Source organism: Glaciecola sp. 2405UD65-10, assembly GCF_048820975.1.
In the GTDB taxonomy this organism is placed as follows: Bacteria; Pseudomonadota; Gammaproteobacteria; order Enterobacterales; family Alteromonadaceae; genus Glaciecola.
Window position 1 is genome coordinate 1,709,666 of record NZ_JBMEUF010000001.1, and the last position, 21,713, is coordinate 1,731,378.

General features: G+C 41.2%; 11 protein-coding genes. 10 read left to right on the forward strand and 1 reads right to left on the reverse strand.

Going from position 1 to position 21,713, the window contains the following annotated elements; all coding sequences use genetic code 11:
• Nucleotides 1-37: 37 nt before the first annotated feature.
• Complete coding sequence (gene prsT, locus ACOI22_RS07745; RefSeq protein WP_420671453.1) at nt 38-2,827, reverse strand: XrtA/PEP-CTERM system TPR-repeat protein PrsT; 2,790 nt, start codon at nt 2,825-2,827, stop codon at nt 38-40.
• A gap of 260 nt (nt 2,828-3,087) precedes the next feature.
• Between prsT and ACOI22_RS07750 the strand changes: the two genes are divergently transcribed.
• The 10 genes from ACOI22_RS07750 to ACOI22_RS07795 all read left to right on the forward strand — a co-directional run bounded on the left by ACOI22_RS07750 (nt 3,088) and on the right by ACOI22_RS07795 (nt 21,698).
• The gene (locus tag ACOI22_RS07750) at nt 3,088-4,824 is read left to right on the forward strand and encodes a DEAD/DEAH box helicase (RefSeq protein ID WP_420671454.1); all 1,737 of its coding nucleotides are present in this window, start codon (nt 3,088-3,090) and stop codon (nt 4,822-4,824) included.
• Between the two features lie 136 nt (nt 4,825-4,960).
• Nucleotides 4,961-6,346: a siroheme synthase CysG gene (gene cysG / locus ACOI22_RS07755; RefSeq protein WP_420671455.1), complete on the forward strand. Its 1,386-nt coding sequence runs from the start codon at nt 4,961-4,963 to the stop codon at nt 6,344-6,346.
• Nucleotides 6,347-6,424: 78 nt separating this feature from the next.
• On the forward strand, nt 6,425-7,357 hold the full coding sequence (locus tag ACOI22_RS07760; RefSeq protein WP_420671456.1) for a hypothetical protein: 933 nt from the start codon (nt 6,425-6,427) through the stop codon (nt 7,355-7,357).
• A 201-nt stretch (nt 7,358-7,558) separates the two neighbouring features.
• On the forward strand, nt 7,559-8,842 hold the full coding sequence (locus ACOI22_RS07765) for an ABC transporter substrate-binding protein (protein WP_420672341.1): 1,284 nt from the start codon (nt 7,559-7,561) through the stop codon (nt 8,840-8,842).
• A 54-nt stretch (nt 8,843-8,896) separates the two neighbouring features.
• Nucleotides 8,897-11,617, forward strand: coding sequence for an ATP-binding protein (locus ACOI22_RS07770; protein WP_420671457.1), 2,721 nt, complete (start codon nt 8,897-8,899; stop codon nt 11,615-11,617).
• Nucleotides 11,618-11,706: 89 nt separating this feature from the next.
• Nucleotides 11,707-15,066, forward strand: a complete 3,360-nt coding sequence (locus ACOI22_RS07775) for an amidohydrolase family protein (protein ID WP_420671458.1) — start codon at nt 11,707-11,709, stop codon at nt 15,064-15,066.
• A gap of 179 nt (nt 15,067-15,245) precedes the next feature.
• On the forward strand, nt 15,246-16,505 hold the full coding sequence (locus tag ACOI22_RS07780; protein ID WP_420671459.1) for an HlyD family secretion protein: 1,260 nt from the start codon (nt 15,246-15,248) through the stop codon (nt 16,503-16,505).
• Complete coding sequence (locus tag ACOI22_RS07785) at nt 16,502-18,715, forward strand: peptidase domain-containing ABC transporter (RefSeq protein WP_420671460.1); 2,214 nt, start codon at nt 16,502-16,504, stop codon at nt 18,713-18,715. Before ACOI22_RS07780 ends, ACOI22_RS07785 begins: the two co-directional genes overlap by 4 nt.
• Before the next feature lies 1 nt (nt 18,716).
• Nucleotides 18,717-18,932, forward strand: a complete 216-nt coding sequence (locus ACOI22_RS07790; RefSeq protein ID WP_420671461.1) for a response regulator transcription factor — start codon at nt 18,717-18,719, stop codon at nt 18,930-18,932.
• A 453-nt stretch (nt 18,933-19,385) separates the two neighbouring features.
• A complete protein-coding gene (locus ACOI22_RS07795) occupies nt 19,386-21,698 on the forward strand; it encodes a TonB-dependent receptor (RefSeq protein WP_420671462.1) in 2,313 nt (770 codons plus the stop codon).
• Nucleotides 21,699-21,713 lie beyond the last annotated feature (15 nt).

Sequence of the window (21,713 nt, forward strand, 5' to 3'; positions counted from 1 at the left end):
TCAGGTTTTATACTGCGCGTTACAAGGTATTGTTACTTTATAACGCGTATTTCGCTTTAAGCTGGGCTAAACGTTCTTGCGATTCTGCTTGCTTGAGCGCTAAATCATTCATTCTTCGCTCAGCAATCACGCTGTTCCCGTTTAACCATAGCGTTTCTAAATAATTTAAAAACACTTCTTCGTTTTTCATATCTTTATTCATAACTCGGTTGTAGGCCGATACAGCTTCCTCGGTTTTACCTTGGCGTACTAATATTTGTGCGTAGGTATCAGCGGTAGCTGCGTTGTCAGGTTGCATTTCGTATGCTCTTGCGCCGTATTGAGCTGCCTTTTCTAAGTTACCTTGCTGTAGCTCCATATAAGCGATGTTATTAAGCACAATAAAGTTATTAGGCAGGGTTTCAAGCACGGTTTCGTAGGTTTCGATAGCACCTTGAACATCTCTAGAAATTTGACGCTCCGCAAGCAGCATATGCGCTTGCATGTCTTTAGGATTACTTGCAACATGGTTCTTTATAACTGTATATGCAGCGTCCATGTCACGCGAATCTTCCAGCGTTTTCACCAATACCAGTAAGTTCGCGCTATTTTTACTTGCATCGTAAGCGACCATTGCATCTTCAACGGCTTCTGCGCCTCTGTTTTCTGCTATCGCAATTCTCGCTTTTACGCCTTTTATAAATGGCAGCGCTTGATACTTCTCATCTACATTTCTAAGAACGCGTTTTGCACCCTCAACATTGCCCGACAATACGTAAAAGTACGACTGCATTAAACGCACTTCAAGGCTATCTTTTTTCGCAAGGAAATCAGTGGCAACTTGAGACCCTTCTTGGTACTTGCGCTCAGTATCAAGTATCACTAACTGGCCAATCACTGCGTTTTGTTGATTAGGAAATAAATTTGCCCAGCGCTTATAGTGGTTTAACGCTTCAGCAGTTTCGTTGTTGCGAAGCCAAGCAACGCCCATTAATGGCCAATATGCAGGTAACACGGCGCGATCAGCTTCAATAGGTTTTAATACCTCAAGCGCTTCTTGGCTTTTATTAAATGACAAACTTGCACGTGCTAGTAAAATTCGCATGTTGTCATTTTCAGGCTCTTTAGCTAGTAGCGCATTCACTCTACTTGCTGCTTCATCAAACTGTCCACTTTTTTGCTTTAACGCTATTAAGCTTGCTACCGCATTCAAATTAGACGGCTCTTTTGCTAATACCGCTTCTGTTTTTACGAGGGCGTCATCATATTTTTCTTGGCGTAAATCTAAGCGAATTTTAGCAAGATCAACAGAAGTTCCACTATCTAACTTACTTGCCTTATTTAGCGCATCACTTGCTTGTGAGAATTTCTGCTGGCGTTGATACACTTCTGACTCTAACAAAAGGGGTTCAAATTTTTCAGGCAACTCAGCTTGCCATTCTTTTGCTAAGGCTAAGGCTTTATCAAATTGATTGGTGCGCAAATAAGCACCCGCTAAGGTCGCCTTTGCTTCAGCAGACTTCGGTGCTTTTTCAACCGCGCTTTCTAAATCAACTAAACCCTCAATATCATTTATAGAAAGTTTAAGTACGCCTAATCGAGTTAAATCCTCAGCGGTTTCACTTACCTTATCAGCCTGCTCAATAACAATTTTAGCCGCGTCAGTATTTCCGCTTTTAAGCAATTCATAACCTGCTTTTGAAAATAAGGAAGCATCTTCACTTGAAATATCATTTACCCGCGATAGGATTTCGCCAGCGTCATCACCCATATTTGATTGCAACTGGCTAGCGGCTAAAATTCGTAAGCCTGGGTGGTTGTCAGGAAGCAACGATGCCACGAACGATAAGTGCATAACAGCGGCTTCGTAGTCTTCTACTTTATACGATGCTAATCCAGCCACTAATCGTAGGGTAGGATCATTTCGCCCTTCTGCGATTGCTTTCTCGCTATATAGTTTTGCACCTTCATAATCTTCTGCTGCCGCTCTAACCACGCCTTTTAATTGATTAAGCAAAGGATTATTGGCGTTAATGGCCATGAGTTCATCAATATACTTTTCTGCTTTTTCTGGCTGGCGCTGTTCTACGAGCATACTCGCTAATGCAAATTTTGATTCAATATCATCTGGCGCTACTTTTATATACGCTTCGTATATTTCTGCGGCAACTTCAGGATTACCATTTATGGTATGCAGGCGGGCGGTAAAATTCAGTACGTCACGGTTAAGCGGCGCTCGTTCGTGCATCTCTTTTGCTGTTTCCAGTGCAGCTTCAAACTCTTGGTTAAGCACCTGCTGGTAGCCGCTTACTAAGCCTTTGTATACGGTATCAGAATTTAATTGCATGAGTTCGTCAATCAACTCTTGCGCTTGTAGGTTTTGTTTTAGCTGCACTAATGATTGTAGCTTTCTAAAGCCAACCTCAAGCTTTTCAGCCGAAGTAAGATTTGAATCCACTATATCTATTTCAGACAATTCAACATTCGCCCCACTGCGCTGCAAGGCCATGGCTAAAAGCGGAATCACTTCGTTAGGTGCATAGCCTAACTCAAGCGCGCGTGACAATTCTTTTTCTGCAGATTCAAAGTTACTTTGCTTCAAGTATACATTGCCTAACTTAAAACGAGATGAGGCATCACGTGGCGCTTGTTGAATGGCGTTTTTAAGTGCTACTACCGCGGCGGCGTTATCGCCTTGCTCAATAAGTGCATTTGCCTCTGCAATATACTCATCTGACGATTTATCACTACACGCTGATAGTGCAACAGCCATGACTAACGTAATTGAGGCGCGCTTAAACATGCGCGATAATGGAAATAAACGAGAAGATTTAGCGATAGTTTTCATGTAATAATTACCTTTTTGTGCCTTAAACAAGCAAGTATATTTGTGGCTTTCTGCGCCACACAATACGGTACTTAAGGAGTAGCTTCCGTGTGTACATTTCATTAACAAAACATAACTTTTTCTAGTGTGACATTTAAACACAAGATTGCAAATTTGTTTAATGGTATCTGAAGCGAATTTAATTTATAATACGCGCTTATGTTTTGGCGTTCGCATCCTCTCTGCTTTGCCTTTTGTTCTTTTACTACTCAGGATTTACCATGACCGACACTGTCGACGTGACATTTAAAGATTTAAATTTGCCGAGCGCCATTCTGCAAGCTCTAGAAAAAGTAGGCTACGAAAAGCCTTCACCCATTCAAGCTAAAAGCATCCCTTTACTGCTTGAAGGCCATGATTTACTTGGCCAAGCACAAACAGGTACGGGTAAAACCGCCGCGTTTGCGCTTCCTATGTTAGCTAATATTGACCCAGATGAGTCGTTCACTCAGCTGTTAGTGCTTGCACCTACGCGCGAACTGGCCATCCAGGTTTCAGAAGCTTTCCAAGTGTATGCTAGTTTCTCTAAAAAGATTCGTGTTTTGCCTATTTACGGCGGGCAATCTTATGACAACCAAATTCGCCAACTAAAACGTGGCGTACAAGTTGTGGTAGGTACACCGGGTCGAGTTATTGACCATATAAAACGTAAAACCCTTAAATTAGACCAACTTAAATTCTTAGTGCTAGATGAAGCTGATGAAATGTTGCGTATGGGTTTTATTGATGACGTAGAACTTATCTTAAGTCACGCGCCTGCGACAAGACAAACCGCCTTGTTCTCAGCGACTATGCCACCACCAATTAAGAAAATTACTCAGCGCTACTTAACCAATCCACAACACGTGAAGATTGAGTCTAAAGTATCAACTGCAAGCACTATCCGCCAAAGATATTGCCAAGTGGCTGGTCATCATAAACTTGAAGCACTTACTCGCATTATGGAAGTTGAAAACTTTGATGCGGTTATTGTGTTTGTTAGAACCAAAACTGCCACTATTGAGCTAGCTGACAAACTTTCTGCACGCGGATATGATGCAGAAGCCTTAAACGGTGATATAGCCCAGGCTGCTCGTGAAAGAACAGTTGATAAACTTAAGCAAGGCAAAATTGATATTCTTGTTGCCACTGACGTAGTTGCACGTGGACTTGACGTAGAACGTGTAAGCCATGTAATTAACTATGATGTGCCCCATGATACAGAGTCTTACGTACACAGAATAGGTCGTACAGGCCGTGCTGGACGTGAAGGTGATGCAATTTTGTTCATCTCACATCGTGAAAAGCGCATGTTGTTTGCTATTGAAAAAGCAACTAAACAGCAAATTACGCCAATGGAAATACCTTCAATTTCTGAGCTAAATGAATCTCGTTTAGGCCGCTTTAAAACTAGCGTACTTGAAGCTATTAATGACGATAGCATTGAATCATATATGCCAATTATTGAAGCAATATTGAAAGAATCAGAAGCTTCTCCTGAAGTTGTGATGGCTGCTTTAGCACGTGTTGCACAAGGTGATGAACCTTTACTGTTAAGTGAAAAAGACCGCCCTGACGTACATGCTAAACCTTCATTCAAAGACCGTGGTGATCGCGGTGATCGTGGTCCAAGAGAGCGTAATTCGCGTGACCGTGGTCCAAGAGAAGGCGGTAGAGATCGTAAACCACAGCGCTCACGTGGTAAACCAGAAGCTGGCATGAAGCGCTTTAAAATTGAAGTGGGTTATGTGCATGGTGCTAAGCCAGGCAACATTGTTGGCGCAATTGCTAACGAAGCAGATATTAGCAGCAAAAACATTGGTGCAATTGATATCCATGACAACTACACCCTTGTAGATTTGCCTGACAGCTTGCCAAGTAAAGCGAAGGAAACATTGCAAAAAACTCGTGTAGCTGGACAACGTCTAAATATACGTGAGTGGAGTGATGAGCCACCTAAAAAGCGCGGTAAGAACTAGTTATAAAACGCTTTTTGTTCTTAAGGCGTGATTGATATAACAAAAAGGAATAAAAGCACTGCTTTTATTCCTTTTTTTATGCCTCATACTTTGTTCAAATTAGATAACATTCGCTAACATACTTTTGAGACCTTACATGAAATATTTCCCCATTTTTATAGACGCCGAGCATATTCATTGCTTAGTAGTTGGCGCAGGGGAAGTGGCTGCGCGCAAATGCGAATTGTTATTGAAAACGCCGGCAAAAATTACCGTAGTTGCACCATGGGTAAGTAATGCCGTTCGAGAACTCGCAAAATCAGAACAACTCACCTTAATTGAGCGCGAGTTTGATGCGAATGATTTAGACCAAAAACAAATGGTGTTTGTAGCTACTGACAACGAAGCCCTTAATCAATCGATTCATGATCAAGCTCATGCAAAAGGCATACTGGTTAACGTGGTGGATAACACCCCACTGTGTAAGTTTATTACCCCCTCTATTGTTGATCGCTCCCCTATAATTATTGCGATGTCGAGCGGCGGTGTAGCGCCAGTTTTGCTGCGCTACATTCGCCAAAAACTAGAATCGGTGATTCCACATAATATTAAGCGTTTAGGTGAGTTTTCTGAAAAATATAGAGACAAAGTCAAACAGGCTTTAGGTAGCGTGACTGACCGCCGATATTTTTGGGAAGACGTTCTTGACGGAGACATCGGCGAAAACGTATTGCAAAACAATACGAGCCTTGCCTCAGAGCAGCTACAAAATAGCCTAAACGCATATGCTAGCGGCAATAAACCTGCTGGCCAAGTGTATTTAGTGGGAGCAGGCCCTGGTGACCCTGATTTGCTCACGTTTAGAGCATTAAGGTTAATGCAAAAAGCTGACGTAGTTGTGTATGACCGCCTAGTTTCAAACGATATTTTGGAATTGGTGCGCCGTGACGCTGAAAAAATTTATGTGGGTAAAGCACGAAGCAATCACACGGTTCCACAAGAAGAGATAAATGACTTGCTGGCAAAATTAGCAAAAGAAGGCAATCGAGTGGTGCGCTTAAAAGGCGGTGACCCATTTATATTTGGCCGTGGCGGTGAAGAAATTGAAACGCTAGTTGAGCAAGGTATTGATTTTCAAGTGGTGCCGGGCATTACTGCGGCCACCGGCGCATCAAGCTATGCGGGTATTCCTCTTACTCACCGTGACCATGCGCAATCGGTTACCTTTACTACTGGTCATTTGAAAAATGACACCATTGATCTTGACTGGCCTTCACTGGTTAAGCCGAACCATACCTTAGTATTTTATATGGGTTTAACTGGCCTACCTATTATTTGCGACAAGCTAATTAAGCATGGGATGCGAAGTGATATGCCAATAGCACTTGTTGAAGGCGCCACGCGAAGTGAGCAAAAAGTGGTAACAGGCACACTTGATACCATTAGTGACTTAGAAGCAACCAAAGCATTAAAGCCACCTACTTTGATTATAGTAGGAAGCGTAGTAAACTTGCATAAGCAACTTAATTGGTTCAATAAATAGCCACTAATATACGAGTAGCCATGGCCTTAAGTTGACATAAAGTTTAGATTCTTATTATTTATAAGGAATTAACAAGTTATGCTAGTGTTAAGATATGTCTTGGTATTTCTGTGTTGTTCCATGCACTGTGCTTTCGCACAACAAACTGCGTTTCACGCTAAAAACAGTAATAAGCAAACGCAGTTTAGCTACAAGTGGAAAGAGCACGACAAAACATATAATCTGTCTTTTTCCATCCCAAACACGACCCTTTACGCAATGCCGGCCTCACCGGCAAGTTTTAATCAGCAACTGTTAATTGATTCCGTATACAGAAGCGTAATGTTGCATGCTAAAACGATTGACCCACGAGTAGCCCGCATACGCGTGCGCAAAGCCCGTGATGGCTTGTCATTTAATGTGCAAAGTAGCCAAAATGCCGATGAAATTTTAGCGCAGCTCAGCGCCGCAAATGAACAAGCTAAACAAGCTTACTTAGATGAAAAGATGCTAGTGGCTCATCAAGTTGTAAATAACAATACCAGCCTTCGTCATGACTATACAAAATATGTGTCGTTAAGTAGCAGCAGTCTAAAAGTAGTTGCTGATGCAATTGCTGAAATTCAGCAAAATAAAAGCCCGCGAGAATTCGTAGAAATAGCGCTTAGTTGGATACAAACCATTCCATATAACACTATTGAAAGCCGTTTAAACTCTAACGGTTCAGGGTTTATATCTCCCCGTGATTTGTTGGTTCAAAATAAGGGCGATTGCGACAGTAAATCAACCCTCCTAGCCGCCTTATTAAAAGCCTATAATCCCAGACTTAATGTACAGATGGTTTATTTGTCGGATCATGCGCTTTTAGCTCTGGCCATAAAACCGAAACCTACCGACATAACCGTAAAGCAACAGGGCATAGAATATGTGCTAATTGAGCCTACAGGCCCAGCTCAATACCCCATAGGTGAAGTCTCAGATAGTACGAATATCAGTTTGCACAACCGACAATTTTCTATGATTAAATTGTAAGATTGCGTTGTGGATTGCCAACATTATTTTTATATTTCATTCGTATCCTTACACGTTTCAACACCTTAGTTAACATACAGGCCATATTACTTGCAGTTACAAGGCTAAAGTAATAAAGTGTAAGCCGATTGGTGGTTTTTTGCTCAAAAGGAGACGCCCGTGAGTGTGCAAGGTAAAGATGGAGCTAAGTCCCTACATAAAATGAGTAATACCCCCTCTAATTTACCCCGTCGAAAAGCCATAAAATCTTTAGCCGCTGCTAGCGCTATTGGCGCTGGTTTAGCTACCGGCATCTCTACCTTTGCCATAGGAAAAGAAAAGCCTACACTGCGCGTATTAGGTACTCATGTAACTTTACAAGAAGAGTTGCGCAAACGCGCCATGGATGATTTGGGTATCAATCTAAAGTTTGAACCTAAAGGCAGCGCCGCTGTTTTACAAAAGGCAGCAATGGATCCAAGTAGTTTTGATTTATATGAGCAATGGTCAAACAGTATTAATGTGCTTTGGAGAGCGGGTGCAATACAGGCTATAGATAAAAACAAGCTGCTTTACTGGGATGAAATTAATAACCTAACTAAAACAGGAAAAATAAGTGCCAATGCTAAGATTGGCGCCGGTGATGCTCCTTATAAACTATTACATGTTCAATCGAATAACGCGCTAAGTAGCCAACATACTCAGCACATTAGTTATTTGCCATATGTTCACAATGTTGATTCATTTGGATACAACACCGAATTTATTGAACAAGGCACTCCTTACGATTCAGAAAGCTGGGCATGGCTGCTTGACCCTAGTTTTAACGGCAAAGTAGCCATAGTAAACGCCCCAACAATTGGCCTATTTGACCTTGCGTTATCAGCACAAGCTCGTGGTTTAGTGCAATTTGACGATATAGGAAATATGAGCACAGTAGAATTAGATAAGCTCTTTAAGGTGCTAATTGAATATAAACGCACGGGGCATTTCAGTGGGTTTTGGACGTCTGTGCCGGAGTCTGTTCGTTTTATGAAATCAAAACGAGTGAATATTCAAAGTATGTTCTCACCTGCCGTATCTAGTTTGAACGGGCAAAATGTTCCGGTTACGTTTGCCGCACCTAAAGAGGGTTACAGAGGCTGGCATGGAGTAATGTGTTTGTCTTCTCAAACTAAAGGAAGAATGCAAGACGTGGCTTATGAATATATGAATTGGTGGCTGTCGGGTTGGCCAGGTGCATTTATAGCCAAGCAAGGCTATTACATTTCAAATCCTCAGCGTTCTCGCTCGTTTTTAAGTGATGCCGAATATGACTACTGGTACGCAGGTAAGCCTGCTGCTGAAGCCCTCACGGGAACAGATGGCTTGGTTTCAGTAGCGAAAGGGCACAGTAGACGCGGCGGTTCCTATGAAAAAAGATTTGAGAATGTAGCCGTTTGGAATACCGTCATGCCCACTTACGAGTATAGCCTACAAAAATGGTATGAGTTCTTAAGTGCATAGTTCTCAACTTACTTGTTCTATTCTTTATAATGAACTGAGGATGAATATCTCTTAATGATATCCTTAAAAAACCAAGTTATATTCTTTTTACTGTGTTTTGCATTAATAATTAGCACGCAAATTTTGTTTGCTAATATTAACCAAAATTCCTTAATAGATTCGTTTTCTGATTATCACCGAGCTAGCACAGAAGAACGTTTAGTTAAGCGCCTTGAGCGTGATGTATTAGATTTACAGCGCTTTGTATTAATTTATAATGAAACCGGAAACTCGTCGCTTATTGAGCGCTTTACAGTGTTGCATAAAGAGATTTTTAACGCCCTTGAAACAATCAATAAAAATCTTCCCTCTGATTTAAAGACAGCGCAAAGCGCTGACACTATTCAAGCGATGCAATTGCATATTAGTGATTACAAAGAAAATTTTGAAAGCGCACAAGCCGCTCGATTTGAAAGAGACAAACTATTAAACGAGCGAGTGCTTAGTGGTATTAATGAACTGATTGCAGAAGCACCACTTCGTTTTCCCTCTGCACAATTGTCTACTAATAGGCATGAAGCGCAATATCGAAATCAATTAATCTTGTTAAAAAACATCGTTTTTCAATACGTGCTTAATCCAAGTTCACTCCACCAAAAAGACTTTTTTAGTGTTTTAAATGAAGCAAGCAAGCTCACTCAATTTATGCTCAATGACCAACAAAGTGTAGCGCAGCTAAAAATTGAAGATATTAAAGAGCAGTTTGTTAACTTGACTCAAGTAACCCAAAGCTATTTGTTTTTAGTCAAAGTAGTTATGGCTGGTTCAGCAAATGAATTTCTATATTTAGCTGATGAGTTGTCGGTAGCCACTCGCAACTATTCTGAACAAATGAACGAAGTTATTGCTTATACCATTGCTGACTCAAAAATGAAGCTAAACTTATCTTCGACTTTAGGTATTTTGCTCACCATTTTAATAGGGCTTTTTATCGTTTTACGCATTATTCGCCCTGTTAAGCACATTACGAATGCCTTCGATGCCCTAATTGATGACAAAGAAGTAGAAAAAATTCCAGGCATAGATAGAAAAGACGAAATAGGGAAGCTGGCTCAAGCCGCCAAAATATTTAAAGCTAAAAGTAATCAAACTCGTTACTTGTTGAAAAACGCTCAAGAACAAAATGAAAAACAAATATCGCTTAATAATCAATTAGAGCAAGCCATTGTAAGAGCCGACAACGCAAATAAATCAAAAAGCATATTTTTAGCCAATATGAGTCATGAAATAAGAACACCAATGAATGGAATTATAGGTTTGGTAGACTTGTCTTTGCAGCAAGAACTTTCCACTAAAGTCCGGCAAAACCTAGATAAAGTGGCTTATTCCAGCCAAATATTAATGAATGTTATTAATGATATTCTTGATTTTTCTAAAATTGAAGCCGGAAAATTGCAAATTGAAAATAGCTTTTTCTCTTTTGCTGCCTTGTTCGATAGCTTGCTTGCGGTAAGCTCAGTTAAAGCCGCTGAGAAGAACTTAAACTTACAATTATATGTTGACCCTGACCTGCCAAGAAACGCACTGGGCGACCAACTTCGCATATCCCAAGTTATTTTAAATTTATGTACTAACGCCATAAAGTTCACACAAACAGGCACTATTAACATAAGAGTGACGCATGAAGGTGTGATTGATGCCCCATCAAAATTTAAGCTAAAGGTAAGCGTAAAAGATTCTGGAATAGGTATCGAAGAGCAGCAACTTAAGACTATATTTAGCCCATTTATTCAAGCTGATAGCCAGAATAATAGACAGTTTGGAGGCTCCGGCTTGGGCCTAGCTATTGTTAAGCAGTTAACAGAGTTAATGAAAGGTGATGTAAGCGTTGTTTCTAAGGTAGGCGAAGGCAGTGAATTTATCAGTACTTTTTTGCTTAGCCATGAAAATTCCCCTCATCCCCTCATTAACGATATTAACCAATATCAAAGTAACATTATTTATGTATCTGACTATGAAGATCCCTTAATTGCATCGAATTATGTTGAACGTATCTCAAGCCATGTTGAACGTTTAACACATCGAGAATTTATTGATAGCTACGCAAACCTGAACCCTGAAGATATAGTGATTTTTGACATTGAACACGGCAGACAAGCTCGAACGATCTATCCTGTGATTACCGAATTGCACAACTTAGGTTTCATGTTTGGCGGTGTTACAAACACCCAACCTGACCAGCTCGGAAAAGTAGTCAGTGAGCAGTGGCGATGCCCTGTTTTAGCTCACCCCTTTTCACCAACTGAATTTTACTTGTTCAGCAATGCGCTGTACAAACAAGACAGCCTATTTAGTCACAAGCAAGAAAGCAACCTTCTTGGTGACTCAATTACTCCGGTGAATAACGTTCAATATCATGGGCATGTACTTTTAGTAGAAGATAACAGTATTAATCAAATGGTGGCGGGCGAAATGTTACATTCTTTTGGCTTAAGTTATGACATAGCCGAAGATGGTGAGCAGGCAATTCTAAAAGTAAAAAACTCCCCCTACTACGATCTTATTTTAATGGATATTCAAATGCCTAATTTAGATGGCTATGGGGCCACTACCGCCATACGCAAACTAAATCTTGCTGATATTGCCAACGTGCCGATTTTGGGTTTATCAGCCAATGCAATGAAAGAAGACTATGAAAAAGCGAAAGAATGCGGAATGGATGAATACTTAACCAAACCCATTCGCCACGATTTATTAAGAAAAACAATAGCGCGTTATTTGCCTAAATCAGATTAAACACCGTATTACAGATACAGGCTATTTGCTTGCCAAATAAATGATAAGTCTTTAATGTTGTAGCCTAAAAACAATTAAAAGACGACACCATGAAAAAACGACTGCATATAAAAACCGCACTGGCGGCTGTCTCAATAGCCTTATTGTCTTCCCTAAGTTCAATGGCAAGTGTTGATAAATCATCAACTGATGCTAAGGCGTCAAATTCAGAAGATACAAACACCGAATGGGACGTATTATCCCCTCCTTTGGATCTTAAAGAACTTACTATCACCACCGATGAAACTACTTGGTCAAGCCTTGATATTTCTCCTAACGGCAAACAAATGGTGTTTGATATGTTAGGTGACATATTTATAGTTGATGCTAAGGGCGGTGACGCCACTGCGCTTACTCAAGATTTTGCGTGGAATATCCACCCGGCTATTAGCCCAGATGGTAGCAAAATCGCTTTTATATCTGATCGCGATGGCTTGTCAAATGTGTGGGTGATGGACATAAACGGTGAAAACCTTAAACAAATTACCAAGGAATCAAAACACCTCATTCACGCTCCCAAGTGGAGTCCTGATTCCCAATACATTGTGGTGACCAAAGGAATTATGTCAGCGCGTTCTATTCCGGCAGGGGAAATTTGGTTATATCATCAAAGTGGTGGTAGTGGCCTCGTTATAAAAGAGCGTGAAAATGGCAAGGTAGAGCAGCAAAACATTGCCGATCCTAGTTTTTCGCCCGATGGACGTTACATATACTACACACAAGATATTAGCCCAGGTTCTGGCTTTGATTATAACCGTGACCCTTTAAAATCAATTTTTGCGATTATTAGATACGATCGCCAAAGCGGTGACGAAGAACGTTTTGTGTCAGGGACAGGCGGCGCAGTAGTGCCCACTCCATCTCCTGATGGTAAACAGTTAGCGTTTATTCGCAGAGTTAAAAACAAAACGGTGTTGTTTACTAAAGATTTAGCCAGTGGATTAGAAAAGCCGCTCTACTTTGATCTTGAACGAGACATGCAAGAGGGGTTTGGTAGCGAAGGCTATTTTGCTTATTTCGATTGGACGCCTGACTCAAAAAACATCGTATTTTGGACCAAAGGTAAGTTTCATAAACTCAATGTTAGCGATAAATCACTGCAAACATTAAATGTAAATGTGCAAACCACACTGCAGTACGCAGATGCCTTGCGATTTAAAGTTGATGTAGCTCCCGAAGAATTTGAAGTAAAAGCCATTCGCTGGGCGCAAAAGTCACCTGATGGAAAATCAATATTGTTCCAAGCACTGGGTAAGCTCTATTTGCACAATATTAAGTCAGGCAAAATAAAGCGTTTAACTAAACAGAATGATCATGATGAATATTACCCTCGCTATTCGGCGAATGGTAAAAAAATTGTTTATACCACTTGGGATGACGCCCAATTAGGTTCCATTAGAACCATTTCCTCGCGCGGTGGAAGTGGTAAAGTGGTGAGTGTTTCTAAAGGACACTTTGTAGAGCCTAGCTTTTCAAATGACGCAAAGCTTATTGCCTACAGAAAAGTCACCGGTGGCGATTTACTTGACCCAAGCTTTTCTAATGAACCGGGTATTTATGTCCTGAACATAGACGACGAAAGCGCAACTCGCGTGGCGAAAAGTGGCTTTGAACCACATTTTGCAAAAACAAACGAGCGTGTGTACTTTACTGAAAACGCAAGCTCTGGTTATCGCGAAACGCGCTTTTCGAGCGTTGATATTAATGGGCAAGATCACAAGCAGCACCTTAATGGCGCAGACAAAGTAAGCGAATATAGGCTTTCACCTGACGGCAAATGGATAGCCTTTGTTTACCAATATAAAACCTATGTAGCGCCTTTTGAAACCAATGGCAAAACCGTTAATATTGGCCCAGATATTACCGCGCTTCCAGTAAAGCAACTGTCGGCACGAGCGGGGAATTACATGACTTGGCATGACAACAGTTCGCTTGTTGGCTGGTCGCAAGCGGCAACTTATTTTGAACGTTCACTTAATGACACCTTTAGCTTTGTTGGAAATAACCAAGAAACCTTACCTGAGCCTGTGACTGAAGGCATAAAGGTGAATTTCACACATAAGACTAATAAACCCAATAAAATAACCGCAATAGTGGGCGGAAAGTTAGTTACCATGCGAAATGCGAATACCGAGCAAGAAGTAATTGAAGACTCGGTGGTATTGATAGAAGACAACCGCATAAGCGCAATAGGTACGCAAAATGAGCTGGCTATTCCTGAAAATGCACTAGTGATAGACGCAAGAGGTAAAACGATTATTCCAGGGCTTATTGATGCTCACGCACATGGTTCGCAAGGGAATAATCAACTGATCCCTATGCAAAACTGGCGACAGTACTCAAACCTATCATTTGGAGTAACGACAATTCACGACCCATCAAACGATACCAGTGAAATTATGGCCGCCGCTGAAATGCAGCGAGCAGGTTTACGCGTAGCACCGCGCATATATTCAACCGGCACAATTTTGTACGGGGCTGAAGCTTTGGGTTACAAAGCCATAATAAATAGTTTTGATGACGCTTATTTCCACGTTAAACGACTGCAAGACAAAGGCGCTATTTCAGTAAAGAGCTACAACCAACCACGACGCGACCAACGTCAGCAAGTACTAGTTGCGGCAGAAGAACTTGGCATGATGGTAGTGCCCGAGGGCGGCGGTAAGCTACAGCAAAATATGAGTATGCTGGTAGATGGCCACACAGGTTTAGAGCACAGCCTTCCAATTGAGCGGGGTTATAATGACTTAACGCAATTGTGGAAAGCCACTGAATTTGGATATACCCCCACTTTTGTAGTGAGTTACGGTGGCTTGTCAGGCGAAACATATTTTTATGATAAAACTGAAGTGTGGAAGAACGAGCGCTTAATGCGTTACACCCCTTCTTACTTAGTTGATCGCAGAGCGATTAGACGCCCCACAGCACCGGAAAACTACTACAACCATTTTGAAGTAGCCAAGTATGCCAAGAAACTTCGTGATGAAGGTGTAAGGGTGATGATTGGCGCTCACGGCCAACGAGAAGGCTTAGCCTCACATTGGGAAATGTGGATGATGGCGCAAGGAGGCTTTACGCCATTTGAAGCCATTCGAGGCGCAACCATTGATGGCGCAATTCATTTAGGAATGAACGAAGACATTGGCAGTATTGAAGTAGGTAAGCTTGCAGATATGGTGCTTATTGATGGCGACGTACTAAATGACATTCGCTTAAGTGAATTTGTAAGCCACACGCTTATAAATGGCCGCGTATTTGAAAGTGCCACAATGAATGAAGTGGGCGATTATAAAGGTATAACCAAGCCCCGAGATGATTTCTTTTTTGAAAACAACAATGCCCTATTTATGCCTGAACACACTAGGCAAATGATGGAAGAGAAATCTGAACGCTTTCACTGGGTTCATTAAAGACTGCAAGAGGGGCGATTTCGCCCCTCTTTTACAACAGCCATTCTATAGTACAGAGCAAATTTAAGGACAACGATTCACCTTGTTCGTAAATATAAAACCCTAGACCCCAAATTAACAGCTTCAACATATTCGTGCCGCTAGTATTTACGCTATTACTTAATATCAGGAATAGCGAAGTGAGCTCTAATCAAGCACAAAACAGTTTATATCGCCCAGCCGCCCTTGAGGCTGCTTTTATGCACAAGCATGGCAAAGTTTTGCTTTTACCTGCTATAAGCCATGTAAAGCTAAGCATCGGCTTGTTTCTTATTTGCACAAGTATAGTCTCATTTGTGGCAACACAAACATTTCAGCAGAAAGCCTCTGTGAGTGGCTACCTAGAAAGTACAGGCAGCGCTGTTTCAATCAATAGTAAAGAAAGTACCGGTATAGTAGCAAAGGTACTAGTAAAAAATGGACAATTTGTAAATAAAGACACGCCCTTACTCTCAATAGAACGTGCAGAGGTGAATATTTCGGGTAAGCATGCCCACGCTCAACGACTTCTTCGCTTGCAAAATGAAGAGGGAATAATGGACAAAATGTATGAACAACGATTTAGCTCTTGGCGCAATACAGCCGCTCAATTAGCGACTAGAATTAAAGCCAGCCAAACTAATCTATCTATATTAAACAAACAATTACACGTTGCTGAGCAACAACGGGCTATTAGTGAGAAAACATTCAATGGCGCCCTAGCACTGAATAAGCAGCAACTGGTGGCGCAAAGCGAACTTGATCAAGCCAAGCTGCAAGTCCTCAACTTGACACAAAACAAAGAGCAACTGCTACTTTCAATCAATCAAGAAGCCAGTATTTTAAATGACTTAACACAACAACAAAGCCAACATGAACTTGATTTTGAAGCAATAGAACATGAACTTGCAATAGCCCAACTTGACATTCAAACACGCAGGCAAAGCCTAAATGAAAGCGGTATATACACTGTATATTCGCCTACAAAAGGTGAAATACATAATTTATACGTAAAAGCAGGAGATAACTTAAATTTTCAGCAAGCTCTGCTACAAATTTTGCCTAAAGAGCAAGAATATGAAGCGGTATTGCATGTACCTAATAAAGATATTGGCTTTGTGGAAGTAGGCCAAAATGTTGAAATAAAGCTAGATGCGTTTTCCTTTCAAAAGTACGGCAGTATTAAGGGTAAAATTAGCTTGGTATCAAAACAAACTTTTACTGTTAATAAGACCCAAACTAGCCAATCGCCCAGTGTATATATTGTTAAAGTAGCATTACTAAAAAATAGTATGCGAGCGAAAGGTGAAGACTGGCCGCTTAAAGCGGGCATGCACCTAAGTGCCAATATAGTATTAGATGAGCCTACTTTACTTGAGTACTTGCTTGCCCCACTTAAAGATATGCTGGGGGCCGCATGATAAAGCAGAACTCAAGGGTAAACTCACCTACGTCTTGGTTTAACAAACTTCGGTTTTCAAGTAATAAACGTATTTCATGTGAACTGCAAAGTGAAGCAAGTGAATGCGCCCTAGCTTGCTTAGTTATGATATGCCAATGGTACGGACATCATATTTCTTTGCGCGAACTACGCCAAAGTATGCCAGCGGGGCATCAAGGCCTAAACTTAAAAAATATCATAGAATATGCAGGTGAATTGCAGCTTTCTAGCCGTGCAGTGAAGGTCAACTTAGAAGAGCTTAAAGACTTACAACTGCCCGCCATTTTGCACTGGCAAATGAATCACTTTGTTGTGTTAACAAAAGTGAGCAAGAAAGGCATTTATATTTGCGATCCCGCTATTGGCAACCGTTTTGTTTCATTCCATGAGGCTAACACTTCATTTACGGGTATTGCGCTAGAACTTGCTCCAATGCATAACTTTGAGCAAAAGCAGCCTAATGCAAAACTCAAGCTGCTAGATTTTGCAATAACAAGTAAAGGGCTTAAGCGCCACCTCTTCATGCTACTAGGCTTATCGAGTGTGCTACAAATCTTTGCCCTTGCAGCGCCTTTTTATATGCAAACTATTGTTGATAACGTGCTAGCTAGCAACAATGGCTCGTTGCTAAATACCCTTAGCCTTGGCTTTGCTCTACTACTGTTAATTGAAACCGCCTCTATGTGGCTTCGCGATACAATAGCATTGCGGTTTTCAAATCAATTTAACGTACTTATTTCTAGCAGCGTATTTGCTCATTTGCTCGCTTTGCCTATTCGATACTTCGAAACCCGCCATATGGGCGACATAGTCAGCCGCTTTGGTTCGTTGCAACCGGTGCAAACACTGTTAACTCAAGGTTTAGTAAGTGCAATAATTGATGGCCTTCTGGGTGTACTCACTTTAAGCCTTATGTTTATTTACTCAGCAAAACTTACCTTTTTAGTGTGTGGCTTTTTGGCAATATACTGCATTATTCGCTGGTTTTTGTACTACCCGGTTAAGTCATTGAATCAAGAGGTACTGCATTCAGAAGCGAAATACAGCAGTTATTTTATGCAGTCAGTTCGCGCTATTCGTAACATAAAGCTGAGCCAAACCCTTAATCAAACCCATGCGAATTGGTTGAATAAATTTATTCACAACAGCAACCAAACAATTGCATTGAGCCAATGGAACATCCGTTTTAATGTGGCAAACAAAGGCCTGTTTGGTCTAGAAAACTTATTGGTGATTTATATTGCCGTAGGTTTAGTGCAACAAGGAAACTTAAGCGTTGGTATGTTGTTCGCTTTTGCTAGCTATAAGAGCCGCTTCATTGCAGCAAGCGTTAGCCTTATAGATAAGTTCATAGAATTTACATTGTTAAATGTGCATTTGCATCGCCTTGAAGACATTCTATTTACGCCCATTGAGGATGCTTCACACAATCGAATAGCCTCACGTGGCCAAAAACACGTTTACGACTTACTTGACGACCAAACGCAACAGGGCGCAAGCATTGCCTTAAAAGATATTAGCTTTACGCATGCGGGTAACACCCAGCCCGTATTTGAACAACTGAATTTACATATTGCAAAGGGTCAATTTGTCGCAATAGTGGGCGCTAGCGGTTGCGGTAAATCCACCTTACTACATTGTTTATTAGGCTTAAACAAGCTCAGTAGCGGGCAAGTACTCATTAACGAACGCGAGTTAAATAGCACAAGTCGAAATCAATTTCAGATAGCAGCAGTTATGCAAAATGACACGCTATTAAGCGGCAGTGTGCTTGACAACATAAGTAATTTTTCAGAAAAAGTAGATGTTAAAAAAGCCATAGATTGCGCAAGGTTAGCCTGCGTACACGAAGATATTATGGCGATGACCATGCAGTATCAAACTTTAATTGGCGACATGGGTGACAGCTTAAGTGGCGGCCAGAAGCAACGCATTATTTTAGCGCGTGCGCTGTATCAGAACCCTCAATTACTTATTTTAGATGAAGCCACTAGCCACTTAGATTTAGAAAGTGAAGCCCGCGTATGCCAAAACTTAAAGCAGCTTCCCCTAACAATTGTCATGGTTGCACACCGGCCGCAAGCTATACAAAGCGCGCAAAAAATTTATGTTCTATCGTCAAATGGACTGACTGAAAGCAGTTATTCATGCGGTAACTACCCACCCCCACATGTAAATAAGGAAAATTAATATGCTTACCAATATTGAGATATTATCAAAACGAGAAAAACAAATAGCTTTAAAAATTATGGATGGTTTACCCAATAAACTCATAGCGTGTGATTTATTTATAAGTGAACGCACAGTGAAATTTCACTGTGCTAATATTTATAGAAAACTAGACATTCGAAACCGTCATGCTTTAGTGGCGCAGTACTATCGTGATTTAGCTAGCTTAACTTTATAATAAAAAGAGCTACCACCATTGCATTGATAGTGCGGTAGCCTCTTTTTATCAGCCTTCCTATTTTATAGACTTTAGGCTACAGCCCTTTATTTGCAAGCAATATTGACATAACTCTAGCATCCAAGTACATTCCTTACTGAGCAGTAAAGACACTTCTTTTAAGAATAACTCAACACAATCTTTTGCTACTTAAGCTTATTTAAAACGTATCTTTCGTGTAAACACGAAATACTTAAGATTATTTTGCTTTGCATGTAATAAGATTAATAATGCTAAATAGGTAAATGGTGCAAGCACCATTGCTATGGCAATAACACACAACAAAAATAATTATAATAGCCAAATACCTAAATTAAATTCAACACTATGGGAATTCACATGAACCAGCACAGTACTAAAAAGGGGCTGTTCCACTATACGGCTATTGCATTAGCTATAAGCACCTCACTTTGAATGCCATCAATATTGGCAGCACAAGAAGCAGACGCTAACGAGGCAACAGAAGACGAAGGCTTTGAGCGAATTCTTGTATCAGCAACTCGCCGCGTTAACGATGTACAAGATATTCCAGTAAATATAATGGCCTTAAGCGCTTCGCAATTAGAGCGTGACCGCGTATACGATTTGGTAGACATATCTAAATGGGTGCCAGGTTTAACCGTTGTCGATCAAGGTGGCCGTAACAGCAATACTATTATTGTGCGCGGCTTAAATACTGACTCATTAGGCCCTTCTGGCACCAATACTGGTGGCGGAACCGTTGCTACATACTTAGGCGAAATTCCGCTTTATTTAGATATGAAGCTTACCGATATTGACCGCGTTGAAGTATTAATAGGGCCACAAGGCACACTATATGGAGCAGGTACCCTAGGTGGCGCTATTCGTTACATGCCTAAAAAGGCAGAAATGGACCTTACCTCGGGGAAAGTTTACGGTAGCGTATCTAACCTAGCTCATAGTGACGATATTGGCTCATCGTTTGGTGGCATTATAAATGTTCCGCTTATTGATGACACCCTTGCCCTACGCGCTAGCTTTCAACATTTAGAAGAAGCAGGGTTTATTGACTACGCTAACGTGGTACGCGAAGTAGGCGTATCTAACCCTCAGCCATCGGCAGCAGATTTTGATGCTAACATCAAAAACGTAAAAGATGCCAACGACGAAGTTACCGATACCGCACGTGTGTCGTTACGTTGGACCCCCACTGAAGATTTGGAAGCCAATCTAAATTATTATTATCAAAATCAAGATGTTGGTGGCCGTTCACTAGTGCATCAAGAATCTTACGGTACGGGTAAATATGAATCAGGTTTACGCGTTGAAGAACCTAATAACTTAAAAAGCTCATTATTAAGCCTTGAAATTTCCTACGACTTAGGATTTGCAGAACTTGTGTCGGCAAGCGGTTATTCTGAATATGACGAATTAGGAAACCGTGATCAAACTGACTTACTGCTTGATTTTGAATACGGCTATGAAGACTTCCCTTCATTCACCGCATTCACGCGTGAAGTTCAAGAAGACAGCACTACCACCCAAGAGTTACGTTTGGTGTCTTATTCAGATAGCGCATTTTCATGGATTGTGGGCGGTTTTTATAATAAGTACGAGTCATTTGCTACCAGTGAGGAATTCACGCCAGGTATTCCTGAGTTCTTTGGCGTAGATAGGCCTGATAATCTTGAATATTACTCAGTAGCTGACCTAGAAGTGACCGAAACTGCTCTATTCGGTGAAATTGCATATGAATTTACCGACGATCTAACCGTTACTTTAGGTGCTCGCTTCTATAATTACGATACCGATGTTACCCAAGGCTTTGATTTGCCATTACTTGATACTTTGTACGGTGCACCCTCAGACAGTCTTGAACCCGACTTAGTTACAAACACAGCCAGTGATGAAGGTAGCCTGTTTAAGCTAAACGTAGGTTACGATATAACGGATGACGCCTTAGTTTATTTTACCGCCAGTGAAGGGTATAGAATTGGCGGCGTTAACTCAGTGAAGGCATGTACTGAAGAAGACTTGAGCGGGCAAAGCCAAGCATTGTGCGCGCTACCTGACGAAGTATCTATTTTACCTGATACAACACAAAACTATGAAATTGGTATGCATAGTACGTGGTTGAACAATACCTTAATTGTAAATGCATCTGTTTTCTTAATTGACTGGGATGATATCCAAATTGGTGACGTTACCGCCAATGGTGGTATCAACATTACTAGAAACGGCGGAAAAGCGGAATCTAAAGGCTTAGAGTTATCAAGTAGAGCCTTGTTAGGTAACGGGTGGTCAATGCAGGGTTCTTACGCCTATACAAAAGCTGAGCTAAGTGAATTTGCTGAAGGCTTGGTAGATGGCAGTGACGCCTTCTCGGGGGATCGCCTACCAGGCTCGCCTGAGCATTCATTGTCATTTGGCATTACCTATGACACCGAAGTATTTGACGGCATGCCCTTGTTAGTAAACTACGGTTTATCATACACCGGCGATGTATATACCCGCGTAGGGTTACGTGATTTCGGTGAAGTATTGCCAAGTTACACGCTACATAACTTCTCAATGACCCTTTCAGGTGATGCTTGGGATGTAACCTTGTATGCAAAAAACTTGTTTGATAAATACGCTATTACCTCTACTCGAAGTGGTGTAGAAGATATTCGACCGGTAAATGGCTTTGATGTTCGCTCTTATGGGCGCTACGTAAATCAGCCACGTTCAGTAGGTGTTGAATTTAGTTATACCTTCGGTGAGTAAAAGACTGCGCTAAGC